Annotated in this window: 26 protein-coding genes; 16 read left to right on the top strand and 10 right to left on the bottom strand. The window is 64.0% G+C overall.

The window, feature by feature from the left end; genetic code table 11:
* Window positions 1-386: 386 nt before the first annotated feature.
* Entirely contained in the window at window positions 387-1,127 is a 741-nt protein-coding gene (locus ACQY4Y_RS04890; RefSeq protein WP_428489429.1) for a cyclic nucleotide-binding domain-containing protein, read from the bottom strand.
* A 152-nt stretch (window positions 1,128-1,279) separates the two neighbouring features.
* On the opposite strand from ACQY4Y_RS04890, the gene ACQY4Y_RS04885 reads away from it, so the two are divergent.
* The 6 genes from ACQY4Y_RS04885 (at window position 1,280) to ACQY4Y_RS04860 (ending at window position 7,019) form a co-directional block, all read left to right on the top strand.
* Entirely contained in the window at window positions 1,280-2,245 is a 966-nt protein-coding gene (locus ACQY4Y_RS04885) for an NADPH:quinone oxidoreductase family protein (RefSeq protein WP_428490737.1), read from the top strand.
* Between the two features lie 20 nt (window positions 2,246-2,265).
* Window positions 2,266-3,783 (top strand): aspartate ammonia-lyase, encoded by a 1,518-nt coding sequence (locus ACQY4Y_RS04880; protein ID WP_428489428.1) that lies wholly within the window; start codon window positions 2,266-2,268, stop codon window positions 3,781-3,783.
* Between the two features lie 81 nt (window positions 3,784-3,864).
* Window positions 3,865-4,290: a Zn-ribbon domain-containing OB-fold protein gene (locus tag ACQY4Y_RS04875; protein WP_428489427.1), complete on the top strand. Its 426-nt coding sequence runs from the start codon at window positions 3,865-3,867 to the stop codon at window positions 4,288-4,290.
* Window positions 4,291-4,293: 3 nt separating this feature from the next.
* Complete coding sequence (locus tag ACQY4Y_RS04870) at window positions 4,294-5,436, top strand: thiolase C-terminal domain-containing protein (RefSeq protein ID WP_428489426.1); 1,143 nt, start codon at window positions 4,294-4,296, stop codon at window positions 5,434-5,436.
* Between the two features lie 20 nt (window positions 5,437-5,456).
* Window positions 5,457-6,653: a CaiB/BaiF CoA transferase family protein gene (locus ACQY4Y_RS04865; protein ID WP_428489425.1), complete on the top strand. Its 1,197-nt coding sequence runs from the start codon at window positions 5,457-5,459 to the stop codon at window positions 6,651-6,653.
* A 36-nt stretch (window positions 6,654-6,689) separates the two neighbouring features.
* A complete protein-coding gene (locus tag ACQY4Y_RS04860) occupies window positions 6,690-7,019 on the top strand; it encodes a hypothetical protein (protein WP_428489424.1) in 330 nt (109 codons plus the stop codon).
* Window positions 7,020-7,047: 28 nt separating this feature from the next.
* Here the strand turns inward: ACQY4Y_RS04860 and ACQY4Y_RS04855 are convergent, their stop codons facing one another.
* Window positions 7,048-8,100, bottom strand: coding sequence for a WD40/YVTN/BNR-like repeat-containing protein (locus ACQY4Y_RS04855; protein ID WP_428489423.1), 1,053 nt, complete (start codon window positions 8,098-8,100; stop codon window positions 7,048-7,050).
* Between the two features lie 110 nt (window positions 8,101-8,210).
* Here ACQY4Y_RS04855 and ACQY4Y_RS04850 point away from each other — a divergent pair, with 110 nt between their 5' ends.
* Genes ACQY4Y_RS04850 through ACQY4Y_RS04840 form a run of 3 tightly spaced genes read left to right on the top strand, consistent with a single transcriptional unit; the run spans window position 8,211 to window position 13,701 of the window.
* On the top strand, window positions 8,211-9,260 hold the full coding sequence (locus ACQY4Y_RS04850) for an Ldh family oxidoreductase (RefSeq protein WP_428489422.1): 1,050 nt from the start codon (window positions 8,211-8,213) through the stop codon (window positions 9,258-9,260).
* The gene (locus tag ACQY4Y_RS04845; RefSeq protein WP_428489421.1) at window positions 9,260-11,512 is read left to right on the top strand and encodes a xanthine dehydrogenase family protein molybdopterin-binding subunit; all 2,253 of its coding nucleotides are present in this window, start codon (window positions 9,260-9,262) and stop codon (window positions 11,510-11,512) included. Before ACQY4Y_RS04850 ends, ACQY4Y_RS04845 begins: the two co-directional genes overlap by 1 nt.
* On the top strand, window positions 11,509-13,701 hold the full coding sequence (locus ACQY4Y_RS04840; RefSeq protein ID WP_428489420.1) for a molybdopterin-containing oxidoreductase family protein: 2,193 nt from the start codon (window positions 11,509-11,511) through the stop codon (window positions 13,699-13,701). Before ACQY4Y_RS04845 ends, ACQY4Y_RS04840 begins: the two co-directional genes overlap by 4 nt.
* On the opposite strand, the gene ACQY4Y_RS04835 is transcribed toward ACQY4Y_RS04840, so the two are convergent.
* Both ACQY4Y_RS04835 and ACQY4Y_RS04830 read right to left on the bottom strand, forming a co-directional pair.
* The gene (locus ACQY4Y_RS04835; RefSeq protein ID WP_428489419.1) at window positions 13,698-14,894 is read right to left on the bottom strand and encodes an MFS transporter; all 1,197 of its coding nucleotides are present in this window, start codon (window positions 14,892-14,894) and stop codon (window positions 13,698-13,700) included. The two genes, ACQY4Y_RS04840 and ACQY4Y_RS04835, sit on opposite strands and share 4 nt — an antisense overlap.
* Entirely contained in the window at window positions 14,891-15,934 is a 1,044-nt protein-coding gene (locus ACQY4Y_RS04830) for an LLM class flavin-dependent oxidoreductase (protein WP_428489418.1), read from the bottom strand. The genes ACQY4Y_RS04835 and ACQY4Y_RS04830 overlap by 4 nt, the downstream gene beginning before the upstream one ends.
* Window positions 15,935-16,054: 120 nt before the next feature.
* Between ACQY4Y_RS04830 and ACQY4Y_RS04825 the strand changes: the two genes are divergently transcribed.
* The 7 genes from ACQY4Y_RS04825 (at window position 16,055) to ACQY4Y_RS04795 (ending at window position 20,774) form a co-directional block, all read left to right on the top strand.
* A complete protein-coding gene (locus ACQY4Y_RS04825; protein ID WP_428489417.1) occupies window positions 16,055-17,116 on the top strand; it encodes a threonine aldolase family protein in 1,062 nt (353 codons plus the stop codon).
* 32 nt (window positions 17,117-17,148) lie between these two features.
* Window positions 17,149-18,000 carry an ABC transporter permease gene (locus tag ACQY4Y_RS04820; protein WP_428489416.1) on the top strand — a complete coding sequence of 284 codons (852 nt, stop codon included), beginning with the start codon at window positions 17,149-17,151 and terminating at the stop codon, window positions 17,998-18,000.
* Window positions 18,000-18,812, top strand: coding sequence for an ABC transporter permease (locus ACQY4Y_RS04815; RefSeq protein WP_428489415.1), 813 nt, complete (start codon window positions 18,000-18,002; stop codon window positions 18,810-18,812). The genes ACQY4Y_RS04820 and ACQY4Y_RS04815 overlap by 1 nt, the downstream gene beginning before the upstream one ends.
* Window positions 18,813-18,836: 24 nt before the next feature.
* Complete coding sequence (upp, locus tag ACQY4Y_RS04810; RefSeq protein WP_428489414.1) at window positions 18,837-19,466, top strand: uracil phosphoribosyltransferase; 630 nt, start codon at window positions 18,837-18,839, stop codon at window positions 19,464-19,466.
* Window positions 19,435-20,004, top strand: coding sequence for a hypothetical protein (locus ACQY4Y_RS04805; protein WP_428489413.1), 570 nt, complete (start codon window positions 19,435-19,437; stop codon window positions 20,002-20,004). Before upp ends, ACQY4Y_RS04805 begins: the two co-directional genes overlap by 32 nt.
* A 67-nt stretch (window positions 20,005-20,071) precedes the next feature.
* Window positions 20,072-20,353, top strand: coding sequence for a hypothetical protein (locus ACQY4Y_RS04800; protein WP_428489412.1), 282 nt, complete (start codon window positions 20,072-20,074; stop codon window positions 20,351-20,353).
* Between the two features lie 112 nt (window positions 20,354-20,465).
* Complete coding sequence (locus tag ACQY4Y_RS04795) at window positions 20,466-20,774, top strand: phosphopantetheine-binding protein (protein WP_428489411.1); 309 nt, start codon at window positions 20,466-20,468, stop codon at window positions 20,772-20,774.
* A 25-nt stretch (window positions 20,775-20,799) separates the two neighbouring features.
* Here ACQY4Y_RS04795 and ACQY4Y_RS04790 read toward each other — a convergent pair whose 3' ends face one another.
* The 6 genes from ACQY4Y_RS04790 to radA all read right to left on the bottom strand — a co-directional run bounded on the left by ACQY4Y_RS04790 (window position 20,800) and on the right by radA (window position 26,717).
* Window positions 20,800-21,711, bottom strand: a complete 912-nt coding sequence (locus ACQY4Y_RS04790; RefSeq protein ID WP_428489410.1) for a tetratricopeptide repeat protein — start codon at window positions 21,709-21,711, stop codon at window positions 20,800-20,802.
* On the bottom strand, window positions 21,702-22,229 hold the full coding sequence (locus tag ACQY4Y_RS04785) for an OmpA family protein (protein ID WP_428489409.1): 528 nt from the start codon (window positions 22,227-22,229) through the stop codon (window positions 21,702-21,704). Before ACQY4Y_RS04785 ends, ACQY4Y_RS04790 begins: the two co-directional genes overlap by 10 nt.
* A gap of 161 nt (window positions 22,230-22,390) precedes the next feature.
* Entirely contained in the window at window positions 22,391-23,098 is a 708-nt protein-coding gene (locus tag ACQY4Y_RS04780) for an SDR family NAD(P)-dependent oxidoreductase (RefSeq protein WP_428489408.1), read from the bottom strand.
* Window positions 23,098-24,600, bottom strand: a complete 1,503-nt coding sequence (gene purF / locus ACQY4Y_RS04775; RefSeq protein WP_428489407.1) for an amidophosphoribosyltransferase — start codon at window positions 24,598-24,600, stop codon at window positions 23,098-23,100. The genes ACQY4Y_RS04780 and purF overlap by 1 nt, the downstream gene beginning before the upstream one ends.
* Before the next feature lie 12 nt (window positions 24,601-24,612).
* Window positions 24,613-25,197 carry a CvpA family protein gene (locus ACQY4Y_RS04770; protein ID WP_428489406.1) on the bottom strand — a complete coding sequence of 195 codons (585 nt, stop codon included), beginning with the start codon at window positions 25,195-25,197 and terminating at the stop codon, window positions 24,613-24,615.
* A 104-nt stretch (window positions 25,198-25,301) separates the two neighbouring features.
* Entirely contained in the window at window positions 25,302-26,717 is a 1,416-nt protein-coding gene (gene radA / locus ACQY4Y_RS04765; protein ID WP_428489405.1) for a DNA repair protein RadA, read from the bottom strand.
* Window positions 26,718-26,781: the final 64 nt, after the last annotated feature.

Raw genomic sequence — 26,781 nt, 5'->3', positions numbered from 1 at the left:
CGTGTGGGCCGCCGCTTTATGGACCGCGGTCGGGGAGCCGGGCTGCACCGGGCGCTGCTGCCGGACACCGCGGGCGGCTTTTGGCGTCACCGTGCCGGATGCGCTGTCGCTGCTGAGAGTGGCCGGCGCCCACGCCGTCCCGCCGCCGCTGGCCGAGACAATGCTGGCACGCTGGCTGTTGGCCGGCGCCGGGCTGGCCAGTCCGGATGGTCCGATGACCGTCGGGCCGGTGCGCGACGGGGTGACATTGACAGCGGCGGACGGAGTCTTGGAACCGGCTGCTTGGTCGCCACTTGGCCCGGGCCAGCGCGGACAGGCTATGGGCGGGGATCACCCGCGGCGTAGCGGCAGGGGCCGGTGTGATCCCGCCCGGCCACGTTCGACGATCACGCGAATGCGTCGTCCGGTTCCGAATAGGCCTTCAGACTGGCGATATCGTGCAGGATGACGCGCGCTCCATGCGTCTCCACCCCGAAGCCTCGCAGCGCGGCGAATGCGCGCGACAGGTTCTCCTGCCGGCAGCCAAGACGCGCGGCCAGCAGCCGCTTATCGAACGGCAGTCGCAGCGCCGTCGCGTTGGCCTGGTGTTCGGTGGTGAGTGACAACAGATAGCAACCCAGCCGCTGCGCCGTCGTGCGCAGCTTCAAGTCACAGACCTGGCGCACCAGCGCGTGGAACTCGCTGGCCTGGGCGCGCAGCAGAGCCGTGACGAGTGAAGGCTCCTGCTCGACCAGTGCCAGCAGACCTTGCGCGTCGATCGACAGCAGCCGGCTCGGCGTGACGGCACGCACACCCAGAAGCCGTGGCAGGCGCGCCAGCAGGGTGGCGAGGCCGAGTGTCTCGCCGGAGCGGATCACCTCCACCACCGCGGTCGTACCGTTGGCTGCGGTGCTGGACCCGGCGAGCTGTCCGTCCAACACGACAATCAGTTCGTCCGCCGGATCGCCCTGGCGGCAAATCTCGTCATCCTCGGCCACGTTCACGACTTTGCTGATCGCCGCCAGTTGATCCAGCACCGGATCGGGTAGGTCGCGCAGTAACGGTGCCGTGCGCAAGGTCTGGAGAATCTTGGAGGCTTCGGGGTGGCCGGATCCCTCTGCTTCGGTCAGCGTGGCTGCGTTGGACATGGAAATCGCGCCGTCCTTGGGATGCCGCAGTTGCGGAGAGCAATCTAGTAAAGCGATTTGACCACAATCAGGCCAAGCGAGGAAGGTTTTTACTGAAGCCGGCGCCTGATACTATTTGTTACAGTGAGCAAGGAGGTTTGTTGGTGAAGGCTATGGTCTGCGAACGGTTTGGTGGCCCCGACGTGCTGGCACACCATGAGCTTCCCGGTCCCGAGGCGCCGGGCGCCGGCGAAATTCAGGTCCGCATTGCTGCCCGTGGCGTGCAGTACGTGGATGTCCTGATGCTGGCCGGAAAGTACCAGTTCCGGCCAGAACCGCCGTTCATACCCGGCGGTGAGGCCGCCGGCGAAATCGTCGCGGTCGGCCCGGGAGTGACGCAATTCTCGGTTGGCGATGCGGTGATGTCGCGTCACACGCTGGGCGCCTTCGCCGAACTTGCCAATGCGAAAGCTGCGCTGTGCGACAAAGTCCCGCCGGGCTTGACCCTGGCACAAGCCGGCGTGTTTCGCGGTGCCTATACGACCGCTTATCACGCGCTGTTGCAGCGCGGACGTCTGAAAGCCGGCGAGTGGGTGCTGGTGCACGGCGCGGCGGGCGGCATCGGTATCGCCGCCATCCAGGTCGCCAAGGCGTTTGGCGCCAATGTCATCGCCACCGCCGGCAGTGACGCGAAACGCACGGCTTGCCTGGAAGAGGGCGCCGACCACGCGATCGACTACCGGTCCGGCTTCGTCGATCAGGTCAAGCAACTGACCGGCGGCCGTGGTGTCGACATCGTCTACGATCCGATCGGTGACAAGGTGGCCGATGAGTCGCTGCGCTGCCTGGCATGGGGCGGCCGACTGCTGATCCTGGGCTTCCTCGGCGGCGACCCAACCAATATCAGAAGCAACTATCTGCTGATCAAGGGAATCGATGCCATCGGCGTACGGATCGGTGGTCTCAACGAGGCCGACCCCGAACTTGCCATCGCCAACGTGAAGGCGCTGATTTGTTTGGTCGGGCAAGGCAAGCTGCGCCCCAGAATCTCCCACACCTTCCGCCTGCAGCAAGCGGCCGAGGCACTTCAGCTGGTGATCGATCGGCAGGTAATCGGCAAGGCGGTGCTGCTGAGCTGATCGACACCAGAGGGAGCGTCATGAACGAGCAAACCGAGCCGCTGCCTGCACCCTTGGTGATCGGGGAACGCACCGGACAGGAACCGCCGAACCCGCTGCACACCACCTCGGTGGAGACAAGGCGGGAGCATGACCTGCTGGGCGAGGCCGATGTCCCGGTGTCAGCCTACTGGGGCATCCACAGCCAGCGCGCGGTCGAGAACTTTCCGATCACCGGGGTGCCGGTCGGGCACTTTCCCGATCTGGTGCGAGCCCTCGCGCTGGTCAAACTGGCGGCATGCCGAGCCAATAAGCGGCTGGGACATTTGGCGGCCGACAAGGCGGCGGCGATCGAGCAAGCCTGCCTGTTGATCGCCGAACAGGGGCGCTTCCACGATCAATTCGTGGTCGACGCCATCCAGGGCGGTGCCGGCACATCCACCAACATGAACGCCAACGAGGTGATCGCCAACGTGGCATTGGAAGTGATGGGGCATCCACGCGGCCACTACGCCGCGCTGCACCCGAACGACGACGTCAACATGGCGCAGTCCACCAACGATGCGTATCCCACCGCGCTGCGGCTGGCGGTGCTCTTCGCCATTCAGCCGCTGGCCCGCGCGCTGGACGATCTGGCCTTCGCCTTCAAGACCAAGTCGGTGGAATTTGCCGACGCGCTGAAAATGGGCCGCACCCAGCTCCAGGACGCGGTGCCGATGACGGTGGGGCAGGAATTCGACGCATTCCACGCCACCTTGAAAGAGGACGTGGCGCGGCTGTCCGATATCGGCGGCCTGTTCCGCGAAATCAGCCTGGGCGCGACCGCGATCGGCACCGGCATCAACGCCGATCCGCGCTATGCGACACTGGCGGTCGAGGAACTGGCGCGGGCATCCCGGCAGGCTTTGGTGCCGGCGGCGAACCTGATCGAAGCGACCTCCGACATGGGGGCGTTCGTGCTGTTCTCGGGCCTGCTGAAACGCGTGGCGGTGAAGCTTTCGAAGCTGTGCAACGATCTGCGCCTGCTATCCAGCGGCCCGCGCACCGGCATCGGCGAGCTACGCCTGCCGCCGGTCCAGGCCGGCTCCTCCATCATGCCCGGCAAGGTGAACCCGGTGATCCCCGAGGTGGTGAACCAGGTGGCGTTCCTGGTGATCGGGCATGACCTGACGGTGACGCTGTGCGCCGAAGGCGGCCAACTGCAGTTGAACGCCTTCGAGCCAACCATCGGCTATTGCGTGCTGAACTCGTTGCGGATGCTGACGGCGGCGGTGGAAACCTTGCGCACCCGCTGCGTCGAGGGCATCGAGGTTGACCGCGAGCGCTGTGAAACCCTGGTTCGCGACAGCATCGGTCTGGTCACCGCACTGGTTCCCGCACTCGGCTACGAGGCTTCCTCGCGCGTGGCTCTGCGCGCGCTGGCCGAGAAACGCTCGGTCGCCGACATCGTGCTTGATGAGGGGCTTCTGACCGCGGTTCAATTGAATGAGATGCTGCAACTGGAGGCGATGACCCGGCCATCGCGCACCAAGGTCGTGCTGGCGCGAACCCCGCCATAAACAGAGTCAGGTCTGGCGGCGGTTGCCGGTCTGCAAACCCTGGCCTAACGTCCGCGGCAACAGATCGGAGGACGACCGTCAATGGCGACACCTGGACGCGCCTTGCCGCAGCCGACGCCGGAGACCCAGCATTTCTGGGACGGCACCAAGGCAAACCAGTTGCTGCTGCAGCGTTGCGACGAATGCAGCAAGGTATACTTTCCGCCGCGGCCGTTCTGTCCGGTTTGCGCATCACGCAAAGTCTCGATCACCAAGGCCAGCGGCAAGGCAAAGCTGCACAGTTACGTTATCCATCATCGCCCGGTGCCCGGATTTACTCCGCCTTATGCGATCGCCGTGGTGGAACTGGATGAGGGCCCGCGGATGATGACCAACATCGTCGAGTGCGAACAGACGCCGGAAAAGCTGGTGCTCGACATGGCGGTCGAGGTGGTGTTCGAACCGCAGACCGATACGATCACGTTACCTTTGTTCCGCCCCGCCCCGACCCCATCGGCGAAAGGCTGACCGATGCCGCACAACACCGTAGCCGTCGTCGGCGCCGCCGAAACCACCAAAATGGGCGTGATCAACGATCTCTCGCAGATCGGACTGCACGCCGATGCCGCGATCAACGCGATGGCCGATTGCGGCCTGAAGCCCGCGGATATCGACGGCATCGCCACCGCCGGCGAAACGCCGGTGCAACTGGCGCACTATTTGGGCATCACCCCGACCTGGATCGATGGCACCGCGGTGGGCGGATGCAGCTTCATGATCCATGTCCGCCACGCCGCCGCGGCGATCGAATCCGGGCTGGCAAAGACCGTGCTGATCACCCATGGCGAATCCGGCAAGTCGCGCATCGGCAATCCGCCGCGTTCGGTCCATCCGCAATCGCTGAACGGACAGTTCGAGCAGCCGTTCGGGCCGATGGGGCCGCCCAGCATGTTCACCATTCCTGTGCTTCGCTACATGAAGACCTATGGCGTGACCGAGCAACAGATCGCCCAGGTCGCTGTCGTGCAGCGCGAATGGGCCGCGAAGAACCCGCGGGCGACGTTCCGCAACCCGATCACCACCGATGACGTGCTGAACAGCCGGATGATCGCCTATCCGTTTCGTCTGCTGATGTGCTGTCTGGTGACCGATGGCGGCGGCGCGTTGATCCTGACCTCGGCGGAGCGCGCCAAGGATTTCCCGACCAAGCCGGTTTACGTTCTGGGCACGGGCGAAAGCGCGGAAACCCCGCTGGTCAGCCAGATGGAGGATTTCACCTCCTCGCGTGCGTTCCGCGTCGCCGGCCCGACCGCGTTCAAGGAGGCCGGGATCACCCACAAGGACGTCGATCATCTGATGATCTACGACGCCTTCGCGCATCTGCCGATCTATGGGCTGGAGGACCTCGGCTTCCTGCCGCGCGGGGAGGCGGCGGGGTTCATCGCCGGGCGCAATACGGCCCCGGGAGGGTCATTGCCGTTGAACACCAACGGCGGCGGGTTGTCGTACATGCACTCCGGCATGTATGGAATGTATGCGCTGCAAGAAAGTGTGCGTCAGATGCGTGGCGTCGCCCCGGCGCAGGTATCTGGCGCGAAGATTTCGGTCTGCCACGGCGTCGGCGGAATGTTCGCCGCTTCCGGCACCATCATCTTCAGCAACCAGGCGCCTTAGCGCTCGCGGGGGAATTGCCCATGGCCGAAAGCCTGTTCACCGGGCTGAAAGTCATCGACTGTGCAAGCTGGATCGCCGGGCCGGCAGCGGCGACAATGCTGTCCGACTTCGGGGCCGAGGTCATCAAGATCGAACCCCCCGGCGCCGGCGATCCATGGCGCGCGTCGCAGCCGATCCCCGGAAAGACCGTCGACTACTACTGGCAGTTGACATCCCGCAACAAGCGCAGCCTGGCACTCGATCTGAAGCATGCCGAGGGCCTGGCGGTGCTGCGCCGTCTGGCAGCTTCGGCCGATGTTTTCATCACCAACTTTCCGCTGCCGGTGCGAGAACGCCTTGGCATGGCCCCGGCCGACCTGACCCCGTTGAATCCGCGGCTGATCTACGCGTCGTTCACCGCGTACGGCGAGGCCGGCGAGGAAGCAGCCAAGACCGGGTTCGACTCGACAGCGTACTGGGCACGCACCGGCCTGATGGACATGGTGCGCGCCGACGAAGCCACCGTGCCGTCCCGATCGATGCCGGGGATGGGCGATCATCCCAGCGCGACCGGACTATACGCCGCCATCGTATCGGCATTGTATCGACGAGAGAAGACCGGGCTCGGCGGCGTGGTGCGTTCGTCACTTCTGCAGAACGGTTTGTGGGCCAACGGCTGTGCGGTGCAGACCCGGTTGTTCGGCGAAGACGTGGCGTTGCGCCCGCATCGCGATGACGCGCCGAACGCCCTCGCGAATCACTATCGCTCGCGCGACGGCCGCTGGTTCATCATGGCTCTGTTCAATGAGCAGCGTCAGTTGCGATCCTTCCTCGGCGCGATCGGCCGAGAGGAATTGACCGACGAACCCCGCTTCGCGACGCCGGCTTCTCGCAAACAGCACGCCAGGGAACTGGTGATCGTTCTGGATGAAATCTTCTCCCGGCGCGATCTGGCGGAATGGCGCACAATCCTGGATGGCGTCGGCATAACCTTCGGTATCGTCGCCACCGTCAATGATGCGCTGGACGATCCGCAGATGCGTCATTCCGGTGCCCTGGCGCCGTTCGGCGACGGCCAGGGGCTGACCGTGATGACGCCGTTCCATATCGACGGCGTAGACAAGATTCCGCCGGCCCGAGCGCCTTCGGTTGGGCAGCACAACGAGGCCGTGCTGCTGGGCGCGGGTTACAGCGCCGCAGACGTCGAACGTCTTCGCGGCCTGGGCGTTGTGGCCTAGATCGGTTTGCTGTCAGTCGCTGTCTGGACCTTGACCGTGGCGGTCGCCGCCGGAACCCTGCTGGCGCTCTGGCACCTGCGCGCCATCGATGGCAAGGGTGGACCGCCGCTAGCCGCCGGTGTGGCCCATGGCGTTGTCGGAGCGTTGGGCCTGGCGCTGCTTTTGCTTTCGCTACGGGGTCCGGTCAGGGGAGCCGCCTCCGGCGTGGCATCGTTCGGTGCCTTGGCAGCGTGGTTGTGCGGCGGCGCGTTACTCATCGGCGTGGTCATGTTCTGGCTGAAGAACAAGGGGCCCATGATGGCGATCCATGCCGGAATCGCCATCAGCGGTTACGTGCTGCTGCTGGCGTGGAACGCATTGGGATAACCCGTCGGATCATCCCAATGCCGGACGACTACCCGACGGCGACCGAGTAGATGTCCTTCACGCCCGACGGCAGCGGCAGCGACTCCCACGTCGCCCCGCCATTCTCGGTGCCGAAAATCTCTCCATCGTAGCGAGCGCCGATATAGAGTTGGTCCGGATCTGTGTGATGCACCGCCACCGACATGATGGTCCCGTGCACCTGCACCTTGTCGAAACGTTTCCACGTCGCACCCTTGTCGGTGCTGCGATAGATGGCGCCGTCCTTGCTGGACGCGGCCACGCTAAGCGCCGCATAGAGCGTGCTTCCGTCCTGCGGCGAAACCTTGATGTCGCGCCCGTAGGTCGTAGGTGAGAAACGCCCGACTTCCATGTCCTGCCAGGTTTCTCCGCCATCGCCGGTTTCGAACAGTCCCATCCGCACCGCGACGATCACCTTGTCGGGGTCGGCCGGGCTGATGGCGATGGCGTGACCGTCCAGCATGCCCTCGTTATAGGTGTTGCTGACGATCTTGCTCTTCAAATGCGGCTGTTGCCCCAGCCGGATCAGGTCGGAGCTACAGTCGCTCCAGCTTTCGCCGCCATCGGTGGTGCGCATCACGCCATTCACCTCAAGCGCCGCGAAGATGGTGCCGGGCTTCGCCGGATGTTGCGCCATGCGCATAACGCGGCAAGCGAACGGCATCACCGCCCGATCGGGCATGCCAGGATCGGGCAGCTTGCGCCAGGTTTCGCCGGTGTCTTCGCTGCGATACAGGCTGATCGGAGAACCGCCGGCATAGATCAGTTTGCGATTTTTGGCATCCACCAGGAACGACCAGATCTGGGTGCTATGGTCAGGAAAATTCGTCCGCTGGAACGTCTTGCCGCGATCGGTGCTGCGATAAACCCCGTCCGCCGTGCCGGCGAAAACGACGTTCGGATCGGTCGGGTGGATGCTGACGGTATAAGTCTCGTGATCGGTCAGCGTGTGCTGCCAGCGCCCGGTTTCCGCCGGCCGCGTGAACACCCCCACCGTTCCCTGCTGATCCGCGCGGCCGACATAACCCGCGACGCCGGCGTAGACATTGGACTTGCTCGCCATGATCCGCTCCCTTGGTTCGTCTCTCGCGTCACGCTACCCCGGTTTTGCCGTTCTGGCCAACCGACGACCCCTGGGTTAGCCTGCGTCCAAGCAATTCGCGGAGAAAGTCCATGCCCAATGTGCCCGCTGAAAAACTGATTGAGGTTGCCCGCAGCTTGCTCGTCGCCGCCGGCGCGTCGGAACAAGAGGCCGAGGTCATCGCGCGCTACAACATCGGCGCCAACCTGGTCGGCCATGACAGTCACGGCATCATTCTCATCCCGACCTATATAGACCGCATCAAGGTCGGCCATATCGTTCCTCAGGCCCCATGGGTGATCACGCAAGAGACGGCGACCACGACCGTGATAGATGGCAACTGGGGTTTTGGCTACGCGGTGACCGACCGAGCGATGCGCTACACGATCGAAAAAGCCAAGACGCAGAACGTGGCGGCGGCGACGGTGTTTCGCCAAAGCCATATTGGACGCCTTGCCAGCTATCCTCTGCTGGCCGCCAAGGAAGGCATGATCGCGATGATCACCGCCGATTCCGGTCGCAGCGCCAAGGCGGTCGCCCCGTTCGGCGGCGCCAAGGCGCGGCTGGGCACCAATCCGATCTCCTTCGCCATCCCGTCCAACCTGGATGGTCCGTTCGTCTTCGACATGGCGACCTCGGCCGCCGCCGCCGGCAAGATCAATGTCGCGACCGCGCGGGGTGAGCAGGTGCCGACCGGCTGGCTGATCGATGCGGAAGGAAAACCATCAACCGACCCGCGTGTGCTGAAATCAGGCGGCGCGCTGCTGCCGCTGGGTGGCGCCGAGGGCTACAAGGGCACCGGCCTGGCTGCGATCGTCGAGATCATGTCCGGGCTACTGACCGGCCTCGGGTTCGGCGTTGAACCGAGCGGGCGTCACAACGATGGCTGTTTCATCGCGGTGTTCAACGTGGCCGCGTTCCGCGATCTGGTGACGTTCAAGCAGGAAGTAACCGAGTTTGCACAGTATCTGAAAGCGACACCCCTGGCTCAGGGGTTCACCGAAGTGTTCTATCCAGGCGAGGTCGAGTTCAACAAGGAGCGCGATCGCCGCAAGAACGGCGTGCCGATTGAGGATGCGACCTGGGGCAAGATCCGCGATCTTGCGCACGGCTACGGCTTGGCCGACAAACTCGGGTTTTGATGGCCTTCATCGGCCAGTCCTCGCGGCGGCTGGAAGACCAGCGCCTGCTCACCGGTCGCGGGGTGTTTGTCGATGATGTGAATGATCCCGGGCAAGCCTGGGCCAATGTGGTCCGGTCACCGCACGCCCACGCGGTGATCGATCGGATCGATACAGTAGCCGCGCGCGCGATGCCCGGCGTCCTGGGTATCTACACCTACCATGACGTTGCCGATTTGGGACCGCTGCCGTGCGCGACACAGGTGGCGACAGTCGCGCCGATGGTCGTGCCGTCGCGTCCGGCGCTGGCGAACGGGCGGGTGCGACATGTCGGCGACCCGGTCGCGTTCGTTGTTGCCGAAACCGCCCATGTCGCGCGTGACGCGGCGGAGCAGGTGGTGGTCGATTACACGCCGCTACCGTGTGTCGTCGACGCAGCCGCCGCTTTGGCAGCGAAGGCCCCGCGATTGTGGGACAGCGGCAACCAATCGTATCGCTTCCAGCGCGGCGCTGCGGCGGCGGTGCAGGCGGCGCTGACCGCGGCCGCACACGTCGTGGACATCGAGGTCATCAACAACCGCCTGGTGATCGCGCCGATCGAAAACCGAGCAGCCATTGGGCGATGGGTCGGAGGAGGCTACGATCTGTTGGTAACCGCCGCCAGCGTGCATGCCATCCGCGATCAGCTGGCCGAAAGCGTATTTCGTTGCCCCCGTAACCAAGTCAGGGTCTCGGCGCCTGACGTGGGCGGTGGATTCGGGATCAAGAATTGCCTGTATCCGGAATGGGTGATGCTGTTGTGGTGCGCGCGCCTGCTGGGGCGACCGGTGAAATGGGTGGAAGATCGCGCCGAGGACTTTCTGTGCACCGCGCAAGGTCGCGACAACCTGTCGCGCGGCCGTCTGGCATTGGATGAAAACGGCCTGTTTCTGGCACTCGAGGTCAGCACCATCGCCGGTCTGGGCGCCTATATGTCGGGCGGCGGCCCCGGCAGTTCGACCAATGCACCGGCAGCGGCGATGGGCGGTGGCTACGTCATTCCGGCGATCCACATGGATGTGCGCGCGGCGTTCACCAACACCGCGCCGATCGATGCCTATCGCGGCGCCGGCAAACCCGAGGCGAACTATCTGATCGAACGGCTGGTCGACAAGGCGGCTAACCAATGTGGTTTCGATCCGATCGACCTGCGTCGTCGCAACCTGATCAGATCGTTTCCTTACCAGAAAGCGCTGGGTACCGTCGTCGACTGCGGCCGCTTCGCCGCCAACATCGACGACGTTTTGTTGCTCGCCGACCACGCCGGTTTTTCCCAGCGTCGCGCCTTCAGCGAACGTCGCGGCAGGCTTCGCGGCATCGGCCTCGCCTGCTTCCTGGAAACCGCCCGCGGTGCGCCCAATGAGGGCGCCGAACTTCGTTTCGGCAAAGACGATACGGTGACCATCCTGGTCGGCACCCAGAGCAACGGTCAGGGACACGAAACATCATACCCCCAGATCGCCGCCGACCTGCTGGGTCTGAGCCCGGAACAGTTCCGTTACATCCAAGCAGACACAGCGGAAATCCCCGAAGGCAACGGCCATGGCGGTGCCCGATCGATGCACATGGGCGGCGCCGCGCTGTTCAAGGCGGCGCAACAGGTCATCGAGAAGGGCAGGGCCGTGGCGGCCAGATTGCTGCAGGCCAACCCCGATCAGGTCGTATTCGTCGCCGGACGCTTTACCGCCGACGATCGTTCCGTCGATCTGCTGTCGGTCGCCCGAGATACCTCGCTGGATACCTATGTCTGGAACCTGCTCGATATCATCACCTTCCCCAACGGCTGCCACATCGCCGAGGTCGAAGTTGATCCCGATACCGGCATGGTCGTGCTGGACCGCTACACCGCGGTGGACGATTACGGCACCCTGATCAACCCATTGCTGACCGTCGGCCAAGTGCAAGGCGGCCTGGCCCAGGGCATCGGCCAGGCGTTGCTGGAACATACCGTCTACGATCCGCAATCGGGACAGATGCTCAGCGGGTCATTCATGGATTATCAGTTGCCGCGTGCCATCGACCTGCCGGATCTTGATATTACCCTGAACGGCATCGCAACCGAGGCCAACCCGCTAGGTGTCAAAGGGTCGGGTCAGGCCGGAGCGATCGCCGCGCCGCAAACCATCATCAGCGCCATATTGCATGCATTGTCGCCGCTCGGCGTGACCCATATCGACATGCCCGCGACCCCTGAGAGGGTCTGGCGAGCCATCCAACAGGCAACCATGCGATGACAGAAACGATCTACGAAGCCCCGCGTGCCACCGCCACGACTGGTGAAACGATTGTCACCAGCACCTGCGGCCACAATTGTGGCGGCCGTTGCGTGGTCAACGCGCATGTCAGCGACGGGCGCATCGTACACATCTCGACCGACGCCAGACGCTGGAACCCCGACCATCCCCCGTTGCCGGCGTGCGCGCGTGGTGTCGGCCAGATCGAGCGCACCTATCACCCCGACCGGCTGAAATACCCGATGCGTCGCAGCGGGCCGCGTGGTTCGGGCCAATACCAACGTGTAAGCTGGGACGAAGCGCTCGATACTGTCGCGAACCAGATGCTGCGTATCCGCGCCGAGTACGGCAACGCCGCGATTCTGGACGCATCGCGCACCGGCAGCCAGTCGATGCTGCATGGACGTGTCGCCGCCCAGCGGTTTCTGTACATGTTCGGTGGCTGCACCGATCTATGGTCCAACATGTCGGCCGAAGCGGAGGTGTTTTCAGTCCGCATCACTTATGGTGAAAAAGACTACAAATCCGCTGGGCGCGAACCAACCGATTACGTCAACTCCAAGTTGATCCTGATGTGGGGCTGGAGCCCGGGAGACGGAACCTTCGGCACCGGCACCATGCAGTATCTGAAACACGCGAAGCAGAACGGCACGCGCATCATCTGCGTCGACCCACGCGTCACCATGACCAGCAGGCAGCTTGCCGACGAACACATCTTCATCCGACCCTCGACCGACGCCGCCGCCCTGATCGCCATGGCCTACGTCATCGTTTCGGAGCAACTGCACGACCAGCGCTACTGCGACCGTTACGTCCACGGACTCGATGAACGCGAGGTGCCTCCCGGCGCATCGTACAAATCCTATCTGCTCGGCCTGAACGACGGTCAGCCGAAAACCCCCGAATGGGCGGCGGAAATCACCGGTATCCCGGCTGCAACGATCCGCCGCCTGGCGGTGGAATTTGCCTCCACAAAGCCAGCCGCGATCCAGGCCGGCTACGCCGCCGGGCGAACCAGCTACGGCGAGCAATTTCACCGCGCCGCCTATGCTTTGGCGGCGATCACTGGAAATGTAGGCGTCCGCGGCGGTGGCTCCGGCGTCAGCAATGGTGCAACCGGGCGGGCCGGGATCAAAAGCCTGCCGATCGGCAAAAACCCGATCGAAGCAAAGGTGGCCTCGCCGCTGCTCGCCGACCTGCTGGCGCGGGGCAAGGCGGGAGGCTATCCGGCGGATATTCGGATGATCTATTCGTCCGGCGGCGACCTGTTCAACCAGTGCCCGAATGCCGGAAAGCTGGCGGCCTCGCTCGACAATGTGGAATTCATCGTCGCCCAGGATCACTTCCTGACCCCCACCGCACGCCTGGCCGACATCTTGCTTCCGGCCACCACCTTCTGGGAGCGGAACGACGTTCACACCCCCTGGTCCGGCGCGGGTCACTATGCGATCTACATGCGCCAGGCCATCGAACCGATGTATGAATGCCGCAACGACATCGACATCTTCAACGAACTGTCACGGCGCCTCGGCATCCACGGCTACAACGATAGATCCGAGACCGAGTGGCTAAAGGAACTCACCGCCGACGCGGTTGGTGATTTCGACAGCTTCGCCGAACAGGGCGTGGCGCGATTCTCGGCGCCCCCCGACGCGGTGGCCTTCGCCAAACAGATCCGCGATCCGGCCCACCACAAATTCGCCACGCCATCGGGCAAGATCGAAATCTATTCAACTGTCCTGGCAGAACAGCCAAATCCATACGGTCTCGGAGTGATCCCGCCGATCCCGACGTGGTTTGCTGCCGATGACGATAGGCAGCGCTTTCCTCTCAGCCTCTGCACGCCGAAGTCCCGCGCTCGCACCCATAGTATCCACGGCAATCAACCTGGTCTCGCCCGAGTCGATCCCGATACGGTGTGGATGCATCCCCAGGACGCGGCGGCCAGGGGGATCAAGCATGGACAGCGCGTGCGGGTGTTCAACGACATCGGCGCGACCGAGCTGCCCGCGCAGGTGACAGACCGAATCGCGCCGGGCGTGGTCTCGATCAAGGAGGGAGCCTGGTACACACCTGGCGCGAACGGGGTCGATTCAAAGGGTTCCGCCAATGTCCTGACCACCGATCGCGCGGCGCCAAGCGGCGCAACCACCTACAACACGAACCAGGTGCAGATCGAGCCTGTCTAACGCCGGGGTCGCGAAACCCAGCCATAAAACCCGCCGGCCGCCATCAGCACAGAGGTCCCCAGAAACACCGCGCGCATGCCGAAGTGCCCGCCCACAAAGCCGCCTGCCAACGGACCCACCACCTGTCCGACATACTGTGAGGATGTCGAAAGCCCCAGCACGCTTCCGGCGCTCTGTTCGGGAACGTTGTGGCGAATGACTGTCGCAACGCACGGCAGCAATCCACCTAATGCAAGTCCCATCAGAAAGCGCAGCGCGATCAACTGCCATCCGGCGGTGACGAACGCCTGAGGTATCAGCAGCGCCGCGCACGCCAGCAGACAGCCGATGATCACCGACCAGTGGCCCATCCGGTCAGCCAGTTTTCCCAACCGAGACGCCGAAAGAATGCTGCCCAACGCCGCCGCCGACATCACGAAGCCGGCCACAATAGTGACGTGCGCCGGGTCGCGAATGATCTGCGACACATACACCGTGATGATCGGCTCGATCGACATGTTCGCCAGCATCAGCAGCATCCCGGTAATCAACATCGCCATCACCGGACGCTTGTCGGAAACACTTGCCCAACCTCCCTGCCGCGAGGCCTGTTTGGATCGCCGTGGCCGGGGCTCCTCCCGGATCAGGAAAGTTGTCGTCAGAAACGCAACGAAGATGATCGCGCCCGCCGCAAGGAAGGTCATCCGGATGCCGATCAGCGGGGGCAGGAAGCCGCCGATCAACGGGCCCGCCAGGTTGCCCGCCATCACCCCCGACGACATCATGCCCAACGCCCAGGCGGTCTGCGCGCGCGGCGTTTGCGTCGCCACCAGCACCATCGAACCGGACGAGTAGCCGCCAAGCAGCCCCGCCAGCAGCCGCAGCCCGACCAGTTGATAGACATTCTGCGACAGGCCGATCAGCGACATCGCCACCGCCATGCCCAGGCTCGCCCTGATCAGCATCAGCTTGCGACCGTATTGATCGCCCAGCCTGCCCCACAACGGCGCGAACAGCGCCGCCGTCAGGAACGTGGCACCGTACGCCGCACCCGACCATTGCACGATCGCGGCGTGGTCGCTGACCCCAAGCTGCTGCACGTACAACGGCAAAAACGGCAGCAGCAGGGTCATCGCGACGATGGTGGTGAACGACCCGAATACGCAGACCCAAAGGTTGCGCTGCCAGTTTGATGTCCCGTCTTCCTCGCTCACAGCCCAGGGATGACCTTGTCGTTGAACAAGGTCAGGCTGGCCGCCGTCTGCTCGTAGTTCATCGGCCCCAGACGGAATTGCATGATCAACCCGCCGACCCCGGTAGCCTTCAGCGGCGCCAGTTTCTCGGCCACGGTCGCGGGCGATCCGCAGACCAGCGCGTGCTCGACCGCCGCATGTGCCGGAGGCGCACTGCCCGGCGCCGGCATCGGCAGGATCGAGGCTTGCTGCTCCGCGTATATACGGTTGCGCATCGCCACGCGGTGCTCATGCATCGCCTTGAAAGCGGGGATTGCGACCCGTTCAGCCTCGGCGTCGGTCTCGGCGACAAACACGTTGCGCCACACCCAGCATTCATCCAGCTTGGCCGCGATCGTTGCCTCGTCCAGGCCGATCCCGCGCAACGTCTGTCGATACAGCTCCATCCGCTGCGCGGTGACGGCATTGTTCTGCACGTTCATCATGAATGGATTGCCGCGCCTGGCGATCTCCAGCATGCCGTGCTCCGTCGCCGCGGCGCGGATCACGTAGGGATGCGGTTTGGTGAAGGTCGATGGCCTCAGTTCCGGCAGCATCAGGTTGAAAAACCGGCCGCTGTGCCGCATGGGCCGACCCTGCCAAGCCTCGAACATCACCGCCTCGGCTTCCTCGAAGCGGGCCTGAGCCTCGGTGTGATCGATGCCGTAACCCTGGTAGTCATAGATGTTGTACGCGGTGCCCCGGCCCAACCCGACGATCAGCCGCCCTTTGCTGATGTGATCAATCAGCGCAACCTGCTCCGCCAGACGGATTGGATGATGCAGCGCCATCTGTGCGACAGCAAAACCAATCCGCGCGCGGCTGGTGGCGACAGCCAGCGCCGCGGCGAAGGCAACCGGATCGACATAGGCGACGATCCCGTCGAAATGGTGCTCCGCCAGCCAGATCGTGTCGAACCCAAGCGCGTCGGTCAGCCGAGCTTCCTGCAGCGTCTCGTCGATGATCCGCCCGTCGTCGGCAGCCGACATGCTGTCGGGGAACAGAAAGTTAGAGAATTTCATCTGGCGACCTATTAGTGTTTACGGTGGCCCAACAAACTCACCGCGCCCCAGCATCGGATGGACCGCCTTTGCAGGCAATGCCCCTTCTGGTACGACCAAGCCAAACGGGAGCGCACTGCCATGACCTACGAACCCAAGCGTGTCGATCTTTCTGTTCCGGTCCGGGTCAACCTCTACTCCGACACCCAAACCAGGCCTTCCCGCGCCATGAAACAGGCGATGATGGAAGCCGAGACCGGCGACGAACAGGCCGGCTCCGACCCGACGGTCTGGGAACTCTGCGACCGCACCGCCGCGCTGCTCGGCAAGCAGGCGGCGATGTTTCTGCCCTCCGGCACCATGTGCAACCAAGTGGCGGTGGCGACGCATTGCCGCCCAGGCGATGAGATCCTGGCGCACCAGGACGCCCACATCCAGTCCAGCGAGGCCGGCGGTCCCGGAGCCATCAGCGGCGTCATGATCCGCGGCCTGCAGGGCAACCGCGGCATCTTCACCGCTGAAACGCTGACCGCCGCGATCCGCCCGGTCAGTCGTTACTCGCCCCCGCAAACGCTGGTTGAAGTGGAGCAGACCGCCAATAAAGGCGGGGGCACCTGCTGGAAGCCGTCCGAACTGCGCGAAGTCGCCGAGGTCGCCCACGGCCACGGGATGAAGGTCCACATGGATGGTGCGCGCGTTCTCAACGCGGCGGTCGCGCTCGGCGTGGCGGCGAGCGATATGGTCGCAGATTGCGACACGGTTTGGCTGGACTTCACCAAGGGACTGGGCGCGCCGCTCGGCGCAGTACTCGCCGGCCCGCGGGATTTCATCGGCGAGGCCTGGAGATGGAAACAGCGGCTCGGCGGATCGATGCGCCAGGCCGGCATGAACGCCGCTGCCTGTATCTACGCATTGAACCACAATATCGACCGCCTCGCCGAGGACCATCGCAATGCGGCAACCCTCGCCCGCGCCATGGGCCAAATACCGGGGATCAAGGCGGAAAACCCAGAAACCAACCTGGTGTTTTTCGACACCAAGGCAACCGGCCTGACCGCAGCCGAATTAGCCGCGCGACTCAGGCCGCTCGGAGTTACGATATCCGTGTCGGATACCTACCGAGCGCGCGCCTGCACCCATCTCGATGTAAGCTCGGAGCAGGTGGATGAAGCGATCGCCGCCATCCGCCAGGTTATTGTGTGACGACGATTCGCCGCGCGCGGCGCGTGAGACCGATGGCGCAGCCCAAACTGGTAATCTTTCTGCAAACCGCGCCGCTCGCCGCCATCTTGATCGTCTTCCTGCTGCTGCCCATGGGCGTGATCATCGTGGTCAGTTTCTTCGACTACAACAGCGTCCAGATCATCCCCGCCTTCGAACTCACCAACTACACCGACGCCCTTGCTTCTTCTGTTACCTGGGAAACGTACCTCAACACCTTGCGCTACACCGTCATCGTCTGGGCAGTCACCACGGTGCTAGGCTTCACCGTTGCTTACGTGCTGGCTTTCGAGATCCGCAGCCGCACCGCTCAACTGGTTTTGTTCCTGCTATGCACGGTGCCCTTCCTCACCTCAAACATCATCCGGATGATCTCGTGGATTCCGTTTCTCGGCCGAGAAGGCCTGCTCAACAGCACGCTGATCCGGCTCGGACTCATCCACCAGCCGCTGGAATTCCTGCTGTTCTCCGATTTCGCCGTCGTCCTGGCCTACACCCATCTATACACGCTGTTCATGGTCACACCGATCTTCAACACCATGATGCGGATCGATCGCCGCTTGCTGGAGGCGGCGGTCGACGGCGGCGCCGGCTGGGGCCGCACCCTCACCAGTGTCATCATTCCGCTGTCCAAATCCGGCATCGCCATCGGTTCGATTTTCGTCGTGACAATGGTCATGGGCGACTTCATCACCGTCCGTCTCATGAGCGGAGGCCAAAGCTCCTCGGTCGGACTGATGATCTCGAACCAGATTTCGTCCCTGCAATATCCGGCAGCCTGCGCCAACGCCGTCGTGCTGCTTTCGGTCGTGTTGATCATGATCGCGGCAATCCTGCGCATCGTCGATATCCGCAAGGAGCTGTGATGGCCGCGACACTCCGTCGCTTCGCGCTGCTGACAGTGCTGGGCCTGTTCATCCTGTTTCTTTATGGACCAACATTGACTATCCTTGTGCTGTCGTTCCAAGGCCCGGACGGCGGTTTGACCTTTCCGATGAACGGCTTCTCGCTGCACTGGTTCTATCGCCTGTTCCAGACCCAGGCGGTCGGCGACTTCGGCACCTCGATCGCTCGATCGCTCGTGCTGGCAACAATGGTAATGGTCGGCACGGTGGTCGTGTCGCTGGCGGCGGGCATGGCGTTCCGCCGCCGCTTCTGGGGTTCCGGCCCGCTGTTCACCCTGACCGTGGCCAGCCTCATTATCCCATCGATCCTGGTCAGCCTCGGTGTCGGCTTGCTGTTCAACCAGCTCGGCCTCGATCCCGATTGGTATAGCTCCGCGTTCGGGGCACAACTCACCTGGACCCTACCGTTCGGCCTGCTCATCATGTTCGCGGTGTTCAACCGCTTCGACCACGCGTGGGAGGAAGCCGCGCGCGACCAGGGCGCCACCGCATGGCAATCGTTTCGCCATGTCGTGCTGCCGATCATTCTGCCCAGCGTCATCGGCATTGCCCTGTTCGGCTTCACACTGTCCTATGATGAGTTCGCCCGCACCCTGCTGACCGCCGGTAGCGACAACACCCTGCCGCTGGAAATCTTCGGCATGACAACCAGCGTCACCACACCCGTACTTTACGCACTAGGAACATTAACCACTCTGTTCTCGTTTGTGGTTATCCTCTTCTGTCTGCTGATTGTCCGCCTGCTGGCCGCCAAACGAGCGATCACGGCATGATCGCCAAGCGCGTGGAGTGACGCGATGCCCAACGTGACCGTGCTGGATCACCCGTTGCTGCGCCATAAGCTGACCCTGCTGCGTGACAAGCACACCACGACGGCGCAATTCCGTCAGGTCGCCCGCGAGGTCAGTCTGCTGATCGCCTACGAGGTCACCCGCGACCTGCCGCTCGAGCCGATCGAAATCGACACCCCGTTGGAGCGAATGCAAACCGAGCATCTCGCCGGCAAGAAACTTTGCATCGTGTCGATCTTGCGCGCCGGCAACGGTATTCTCGATGGCATGCTCGACCTGGTTCCGTCCGCCAGGGTCGGCCACATCGGGCTGTATCGCGATCCGGCCACGCTGCAGCCGGTGGAGTATTACTTGAAGTTGCCAACCGACGTGGCTGACAGGCTGGTCATCCTGGTCGATCCGATGTTGGCCACCGGGCATTCCGCAGCCGCGGCGGCGTCACGCCTGAAGCAGTCGGGGGTCACCGCGATGAAGTTCGTCTGCCTGCTGGCCGCACCCGAGGGAGTGGCCAGCTTCACCCAAGCGCATCCCAACGTGCCGGTCTTCACCGCGGCGATCGACCGCGAACTGGATAGCCACGGCTACATCAGGCCCGGATTGGGCGATGCCGGCGACCGCTTCTACGGAACCAGATAACCGCATCAAAGTCTTCCCTACATGCACGATTTCGTTGCTATTCCGCCTTATTGAAGGCAGAAATCCGAAAACTCTCGATCCATTTGCCGCGGCACCGATTCTTATGCGGATTTATCGAGACTTTTGCTTGTCCATCACTAAACCGTGTGCTTATCCTCACGTCGCCGTGATCCAAAAGCAAACCAGCGGGGCTGTGATGCCTGTAATACAGTTAACGTCGAGAACGTCCAAGGGTCAGTCTTTTGCCGTGCCGGAGCTGATACTGATCAGAAGTTGGTCCGAGGCTAATGGTCTTCGCATGGTTGTCCGGCTTGATCATGGGTCAGAGGCAGAAGATTACGAAGAAGTACTTGCGTTTCATCAGGGCGACAGCCCGCTCTGCTGCTGGATCATGTGGCGCAATTCCCGATCGGTATTCATCCAGCCATTGATTGGACGGATCCAAAGATATGGTTCGGTCGCGGAAGCGTTCGAGGCAATGGCCGCGAAGCGCCGCGTCGTCGTCACCGATATCGACGCGACACATTGGCCGACTTAGCCGGCACATAATCCAGTCCGAAATCGCCCACCCGATGCCCACGTTTCCACTAACAGGAGTTGAAACAATGTCGAGTGAAGTCATCACAGTGCGACTTTCCCAAAAGCATGCTGCATTCCTTCAGGCCAACCTGGCAGTGCTCGCGACCACCACGCGCCAAGCCATGACGCGTCCTGGCGTGGAGCCCGATCGTCGCGTCGCGCTCGGAAGCCGAGCCGCTTTGCTCGAAACCATCGAGGACGCTGTTCATGGTGCGTTGCTGGAGGATTCGCAGCATGCTCGTAAAGCCCCACCCCGCCCCGACATCCGGCAAACAGTGCAAAACATCAGCCGGCTGTCCGCGGCCTAGAGCCCGATCGCGGCTTGGGCCGAACGTTCAAAGCGCGTGATTCAGGCATCACGCAAGCCGACCTCAACGCTTCGCATCAAGCCGCCGACCCGACGACATGAAGGGTTTTGCCATGCGATCCACGCCCGGTGACAAGGTCTTCGAAAAGGTCGCCCTGGCGGTGCGGCAGAGCGTCTACATCGACCAGCATGGCCTGACGCCGAAGACCCGCATTGCCAGTGATCTCGGCGTCGGCCGGTTCGGCCGAATCAAACTCGCGCTCTACCTGGAAGAGACGTTTGACGTAGAGATCCCCGACGATGTGGTTGGGCGGTTCGACACCGTCGGTGACATCGTCCGCTACCTCAGCCGCTGGTCGCATGAAACAACGGAACTCTCGGCCCAAGCAGTCGAAACCCAGCGTCCCTGGGTTGGTGCCTGACCAGCCGCGGCCCTGGTTCCGGCAGTCAGCGGGGCGCGTGCGGCGCTTCCGGTGCGGATGCCACCGCTTGATGCGGCCCGTTGGCCGGAGTTGTAGAGAACCAACTCCAATCGGTCGTGGCCTGGGCGCCATTCGGTCCAACCGTGTCCACCTTCCAAAGGTAGAAATCGCCATTCGCCGGCACCTTGGCCACCGCTGCGGTCGTGCTCACCGAGGCTGAAAACACCGGCTTCAGGTTGGGTCCGCCCAACACCTGCACGTCGTAGCGTACCGGCTGTGGTTCGGCCGGCGCCAGCCACACCAGCTCCACCGCCGGGTTCCCATCCGCCAACTTCAGCGTCGCATTGAGGTTCGGTACAGCCAAGGTGACCCCGACCAATTGACCGGCCGGACGAGCCACAGCGCTGGCTTGAAGAAGCTTCAACCGGGACGCCGCGGCGGGAAGGCCACCTTCCGCGGCCTTTCGCAGCCAGGCCACCGCCGCGTCGGGGTTGCGGGGCACACCCTCACCCTGCTCATACAGCAGGCCAAGATCGTATGCTGCCCGCAAGTGGCCGCGCGCGGCCGCCCGAGCATACCATAGCGCGGCCTTTTCGACGCTTTGTGACACGCCGCGGCCGCTGTCATACATCGCCGCAACGTTGAATTCGGCGTCCGGCAAACCGGCTTTGGCAGCGGTCTTATACCAGAAAAACGCGGTTTCAGGATCCTCGGCCGTGCCGTTGCCAAGATCATACAGCAAGCCCAGGCCAAATTCCGCCTCGGCATTCCCGGCGCGGCTAAGGTCCGCCCAGATCCCTAGAGCGTCGGAGAAATGCCCGGCATCATAGGCTCTCCGGCCGTCCTCCGGAGTCGCGGCTGCGGCCGGCGTCCAACAGAGACCCAGCAGCACCATGCCGGCCGCGAACCGGCATGCCGGGCCAGCACTCAGCGCCAACTGATCTCGACGCGGCGGTTCCGCGCCTCGGGCTTGCCATTCGGATCCGGCACGGCCGGCTCGGTCTCACCCTTGGCCAGCACTTGGAAACGCTCGATCGGAATGCCGCGCTGCACCAGCCCTTGCAGCACATTATCCGCCCGTACCTCCGAAAGCCGCAGATTGGCGGCGGCGGCCCCGGTGGCATCGGATCCGCCGCTGACCACCATGATGATCGGCTTGCCGTCGCGATACGTCCGCGCCGCCTTATCCAGCACCGCCTGACCCTCCGGGGAGATCGTCGCACTGCCGGTGGAGAAATAAACCGACAAGGAATCCGGCGCTTTCGCCGCCGCCGGCGTCCCCGCCGCGGGCGTCCCCGACGCGGGCGTCGAAACGTCCTGCGGGGCCTGGGCCTGCGGGGTCTGGGCCGTCGGGGTCTGGGCCTGCGGCGTCTGGGCCTGCGGCGTCTGGGCCAATGTCACGGTGGCACCAAAAACGGTCGCCGTCGCGGTCAACACAAACAACCCTTTAAACATGCTGAGCCTCCTGATGAACACAAAAACCAGGTTCACACCAAAGTCATACGCACGATTCAGCCGCGCGGATGCTGTTCACAGCGAGTTGTGAACACAATAGAATTACGTGAGAGCAACTAAATCGCCTGCAGATTCGCCATTTTACATGATTCGGCAGGAACTTACGCGAAAGCGATAACCGCCCCATTGCGTGACTCCGTCGGCAGGCAAAGCGCCGCTAATGACGGGACGACCGCCGCCGGACCCGGTAGGGTATCGCGATCCTCGCCAGGAAACGCGTTCGACCGCATGCGGGTCGCCACCGGCCCGGGATCGAACAGGTTGATCCGCAGCCTGGAGATCGCGACCTCCTGGGCCCAGGTCAGCACAAGGTGTTCCATCGCCGCCTTGGTCGCCCCCATCGCCCCCCAATAAGCCCGAGGCTCCCGCGCTCGGCGTTCAGTGACAAACACCGCGCGCCCCGCCGGCGCCTGGCGCAGCAGCGGATCGCACGTCCTGATCAGCCGCCAACTGGCGCTCAGGTTCACTGCCACCACATCGGCCCAGTCGGCCGACGTGATATGCGAGACCGGCGTCAGCCGCCCAAGCACCCCGGCATTGTGCACCAGCACATCCAGCCGGCCGAAGCGCTGATACAATGTCGGGCCGATCGCATCGATCTGCTCACCTTCGCGCAAGTCCAGCGGCAGGATGGTGGCCTCGCCGCCGGCCGCGCGGATCGCATCGTCGGTTTCCTCCAGGCCGCCCTGGGTGCGTGCCGTGATCACCACCCGTGCCCCCATCCTGGCCAGTTCGATGGCCGCCGCCGAGCCGATCCCCCGGCTGGCGCCGGTGACCAGCGCGATCGTTCCGTCGGCCAAGTCCGGCATCAGTTGTTGACGACCAGCAGGCTAAGCTGGCGGTCGGCGTTGTCTTGCTGATCGGGCAGCGGGATCGGGTAGTCGCCGGTGAAACAGGCGTCGCAATAGTATGGCTGGTCCGGATCCCGGCCCGGTTTACCCAACGCGCGGTACAGTCCGTCGATGGAAATGAACGCCAGGCTGTCGGCCCCGATCAGGTCGGCCATTTCCTCCACGCTATGACTTGACGCCAGCAGCTTGCTGCGCTCCGGCGTGTCGATACCGTAGAAGCAAGAATGCGTGGTCGGCGGCGACGAGATCCGCAGATGCACCTCTTTCGCGCCAGCCGCTCGGACCATCTCGACGATCTTCTTGCTGGTGGTGCCGCGAACGATCGAGTCATCCACCAGCACCACCCGCTTGCCCTGCAGGACCGGGCGGTTGGCGGAGTGCTTCAGCTTCACCCCAAGATGGCGGATATGCTCGGTCGGCTCGATGAAGGTGCGGCCGACATAGTGGTTGCGGATGATCCCAAGCTCGAACGGAATGCCGCTCTGGATCGAGTAGCCCATCGCCGCCGGAACCCCGGAATCCGGCACCGGCACGATCACGTCGGCCGCAACGCCCGCTTCCACCGACAACTCGGCGCCGATCCGCTTGCGCGCGTCGTACACCGGCATTCCCTCCATCACCGAATCGGGCCGTGCGAAATAGATGTATTCAAACACGCAGAAGCGTTCCTTCTGCTTGTTGAACGGTTTGACGCTGTGCACGCCCTTGTCGTTGATAACGACGATTTCCCCCGGCTCGACATCGCGGATAAAATCAGCGCCGACGATGTCCAGCGCGCAGGTCTCGCTGGCCAGCACCCAGCCGCCCGTGCCCTCCGATCCGATGCGGCCGAGGATCAGCGGCCGCACCCCCAGCGGGTCGCGAACCCCCATCAGCGCGTCGTTCGACAACGCCACCAGCGAATAGGCGCCAACCACCTGCTTCAACGCGTCGATCAGCCGGTCCACCACGGTCGAGTAAAGACTGATCGCGATCAGATGGACAAACACCTCTGAGTCAGTGGTGGATTGAAACAGGCAACCCCGGCGCACCAGCGCCCGGTGCAGCACGTGCGCGTTGGTCAGATTGCCGTTATGCGCCACGGCAAACCCGCCGAACTCGAAGTCCGCATACAGCGGCTGGACGTTCCGCAGGATCGTGTCGCCGGTGGTGGCATAGCGGTTATGCCCCAGGGCGGTACGGCCGGGGAGTTTCTCGATCACCCTGGCGTCACTGAAATTATCGCCCACCAGGCCCATGCCGCGATGCGAATGGAAGCGCGCGCCGTCAAAGCTGGTGATGCCGGTGGCTTCCTGGCCGCGGTGCTGCAGGGCGTGCAGCCCAAGCGCCGTAACCGCCGAGGCGTCGGGCACGTTCCACACACCGAAAACGCCGCATTCCTCGTGCAGCGAGTCGTCCGAATCCCCGGTTTCTGAAGCGTCGCCCGATGAAGCGTCGATGCTGCGGCTGTTGAACGCCATCTGTGACAACTCCTACTCGCGATCAGGTGGTTTACCGGTTGCCCGGCCTTGCGGATTGGCGTGCAACAGTGCTTCCGCGGTGGTCGCCCGGCCCACCGGAGGCGCCTCGAAGGCATGTGGGCGGTAGCTCTCAGGCAGTTGCTCCCGCACCCAGCGGGCCGCCTCGTAAGTCGGCGTCAACGTCCTGGCGTTCAGCACCGCGTTCGGCCAACGCTCGATCGGGAACACCATCTGTCCCAGAATATAGGCCACGATGACCACCGCCGCACCCCGGGCAAGACCGAAAACCAGCCCCAGCGTCCGATCGATGCCGCCCAGTGCCGAACGTCGCGCGATGCGCCCCAGCATTCCGGCGATCACCAGCAATACGATCAGGCTGACCAGGAACACCACGATGAAGCTGACCGGATCGACCCAGTCCGGAGTCGGGAACCACCGGCGCACCAACGGACGCATGTTGGGCAGCGCCAGGATCGCCGCGGCAACCGCCCCGACCCAGGCACCCACGCCCAGAACCTCCCGCACGAAGCCCCGCGCGAGCGCGAGCAACCCCGAGATCGCCACAAATCCGAAGACCGCGAGGTCAACCCAGGTCATGCCACCGCCCAACAGCAAGATCGCGTCGAACCGAACGTCCGCGGCGCGCCGGTCGAACGCCCGAGGCAGACAGCTAACGCAAGTCGAGCGGAGTTATCGTCCCGCTAGCGACTCTCGCCAAGCGCATCTGCGGTGTGTTTGGCGGATTCAGGGGCAAAACGCGCCACAAGATCGGCAATGTGACCGATTTCCTCCAGTCGCAGGCCCTCGGGTGCCGCCAATTTGCGATTGCCGTGCGCCACTCGCCGCGGCAGCGCCGCCGAGTCGAAGCCCAGCTTGGCGGCTTCCTTGAGACGGGCTTCGGCCTGAGCAACCTGACGCACCTCGCCCGACAGTCCCACCTCGCCGAAATAGACCATCCCGGGGCTGGTCGGTGTGTCGAACGCCGCCGAGGCGATCGCCGCCGCCACCGCAAGGTCGGCGGCGGGTTCGCCGACCCGCAAACCGCCGGCGATGTTGAGATAGACGTCGCTCTGGTTCAGCCTCACGCCAGCCCGGGTCTCCAGTACCGCCAGCAGCATCGAGAGCCGACCACTGTCCCAGCCTATGACGGAACGCCGCGGCGATCCGCCGGGGTTCGGCGCCAGCAGCGCCTGGACCTCCATCAGTACCGGGCGGGATCCTTCCAGCCCGGCGAACACCGCGCTGCCGGCGATGTTGCCACGGCGTTCGGCCAGGAACAGGGCCGACGGATTGGGCACCTCGGCCAGGCCGGCCTCGGTCATCTCGAACACGCCGATCTCGTCGGTCGCGCCAAAGCGGTTCTTCACCGCACGCAGGATGCGGAACTGATGCCCGCGGTCGCCTTCAAAATACAGCACCGCGTCGACCATGTGCTCCAACACCCGCGGCCCCGCCAGGGCGCCGTCCTTGGTGACGTGGCCGACCAGCACCAAGGCAAAATTGCCGGCCTTGGCCAGCCGGATCAGTTCGAATGACGCGGCGCGCACCTGGGTCACCGTCCCCGGAGCGCTCTCTATCGTATCCATCCACATGGTCTGGATCGAATCGATCACCACCAGAGTGGTGTCCTTGGCCTGTTCCAGGCTGGCCACGATATCGCGGACATTGATCGCGGCGGCCAGTTCGATGGAGCACTCGGCGACACCCAGGCGCCCTGCCCGCAACCGGATCTGATCGATCGACTCCTCGCCCGAGACATACAGCACCCGCCGCCCGGAGCGCGCCAGGCACGCCGCCGCCTGCAGCAGCAAGGTTGACTTGCCGATACCCGGATCGCCGCCCACCAGCACCGCTGAGGCGGGCACCAGTCCGCCACCCAGCACGCGATCCAACTCAGCAATGCCGACACTCGCACGCGCCGGCGGTTCGGCGCTTCCCGCCAGCCCGACAAACGCGACGGATCGCCCCAGCGGCGCCCTGGCCGCGGCACCGGGGCGGGCAGCGACGGTCTCTTCCTGCACCGTATTCCACACGCCACAGGTCTCGCAGCGGCCGGCCCATTTTGGCGTGACGGCGCCGCACGACTGGCAGACGAAGCGGGACGCTGGCTTGGCCAAATTTGCTTCCCAGTCTCGGCGAGCAGGGGCGTTTTCGGCGAATGCGTTGACTGGGCCAACGGGG

The sequence above is a fragment of the Rhodopila sp. genome (genome assembly GCF_965277165.1).
Lineage (GTDB): Bacteria > Pseudomonadota > Alphaproteobacteria > Acetobacterales > Acetobacteraceae > Rhodopila.
The sequence above is the reverse complement of the archived record's forward strand: the minus strand, read 5'-3'. Positions and strand labels throughout refer to the sequence as shown.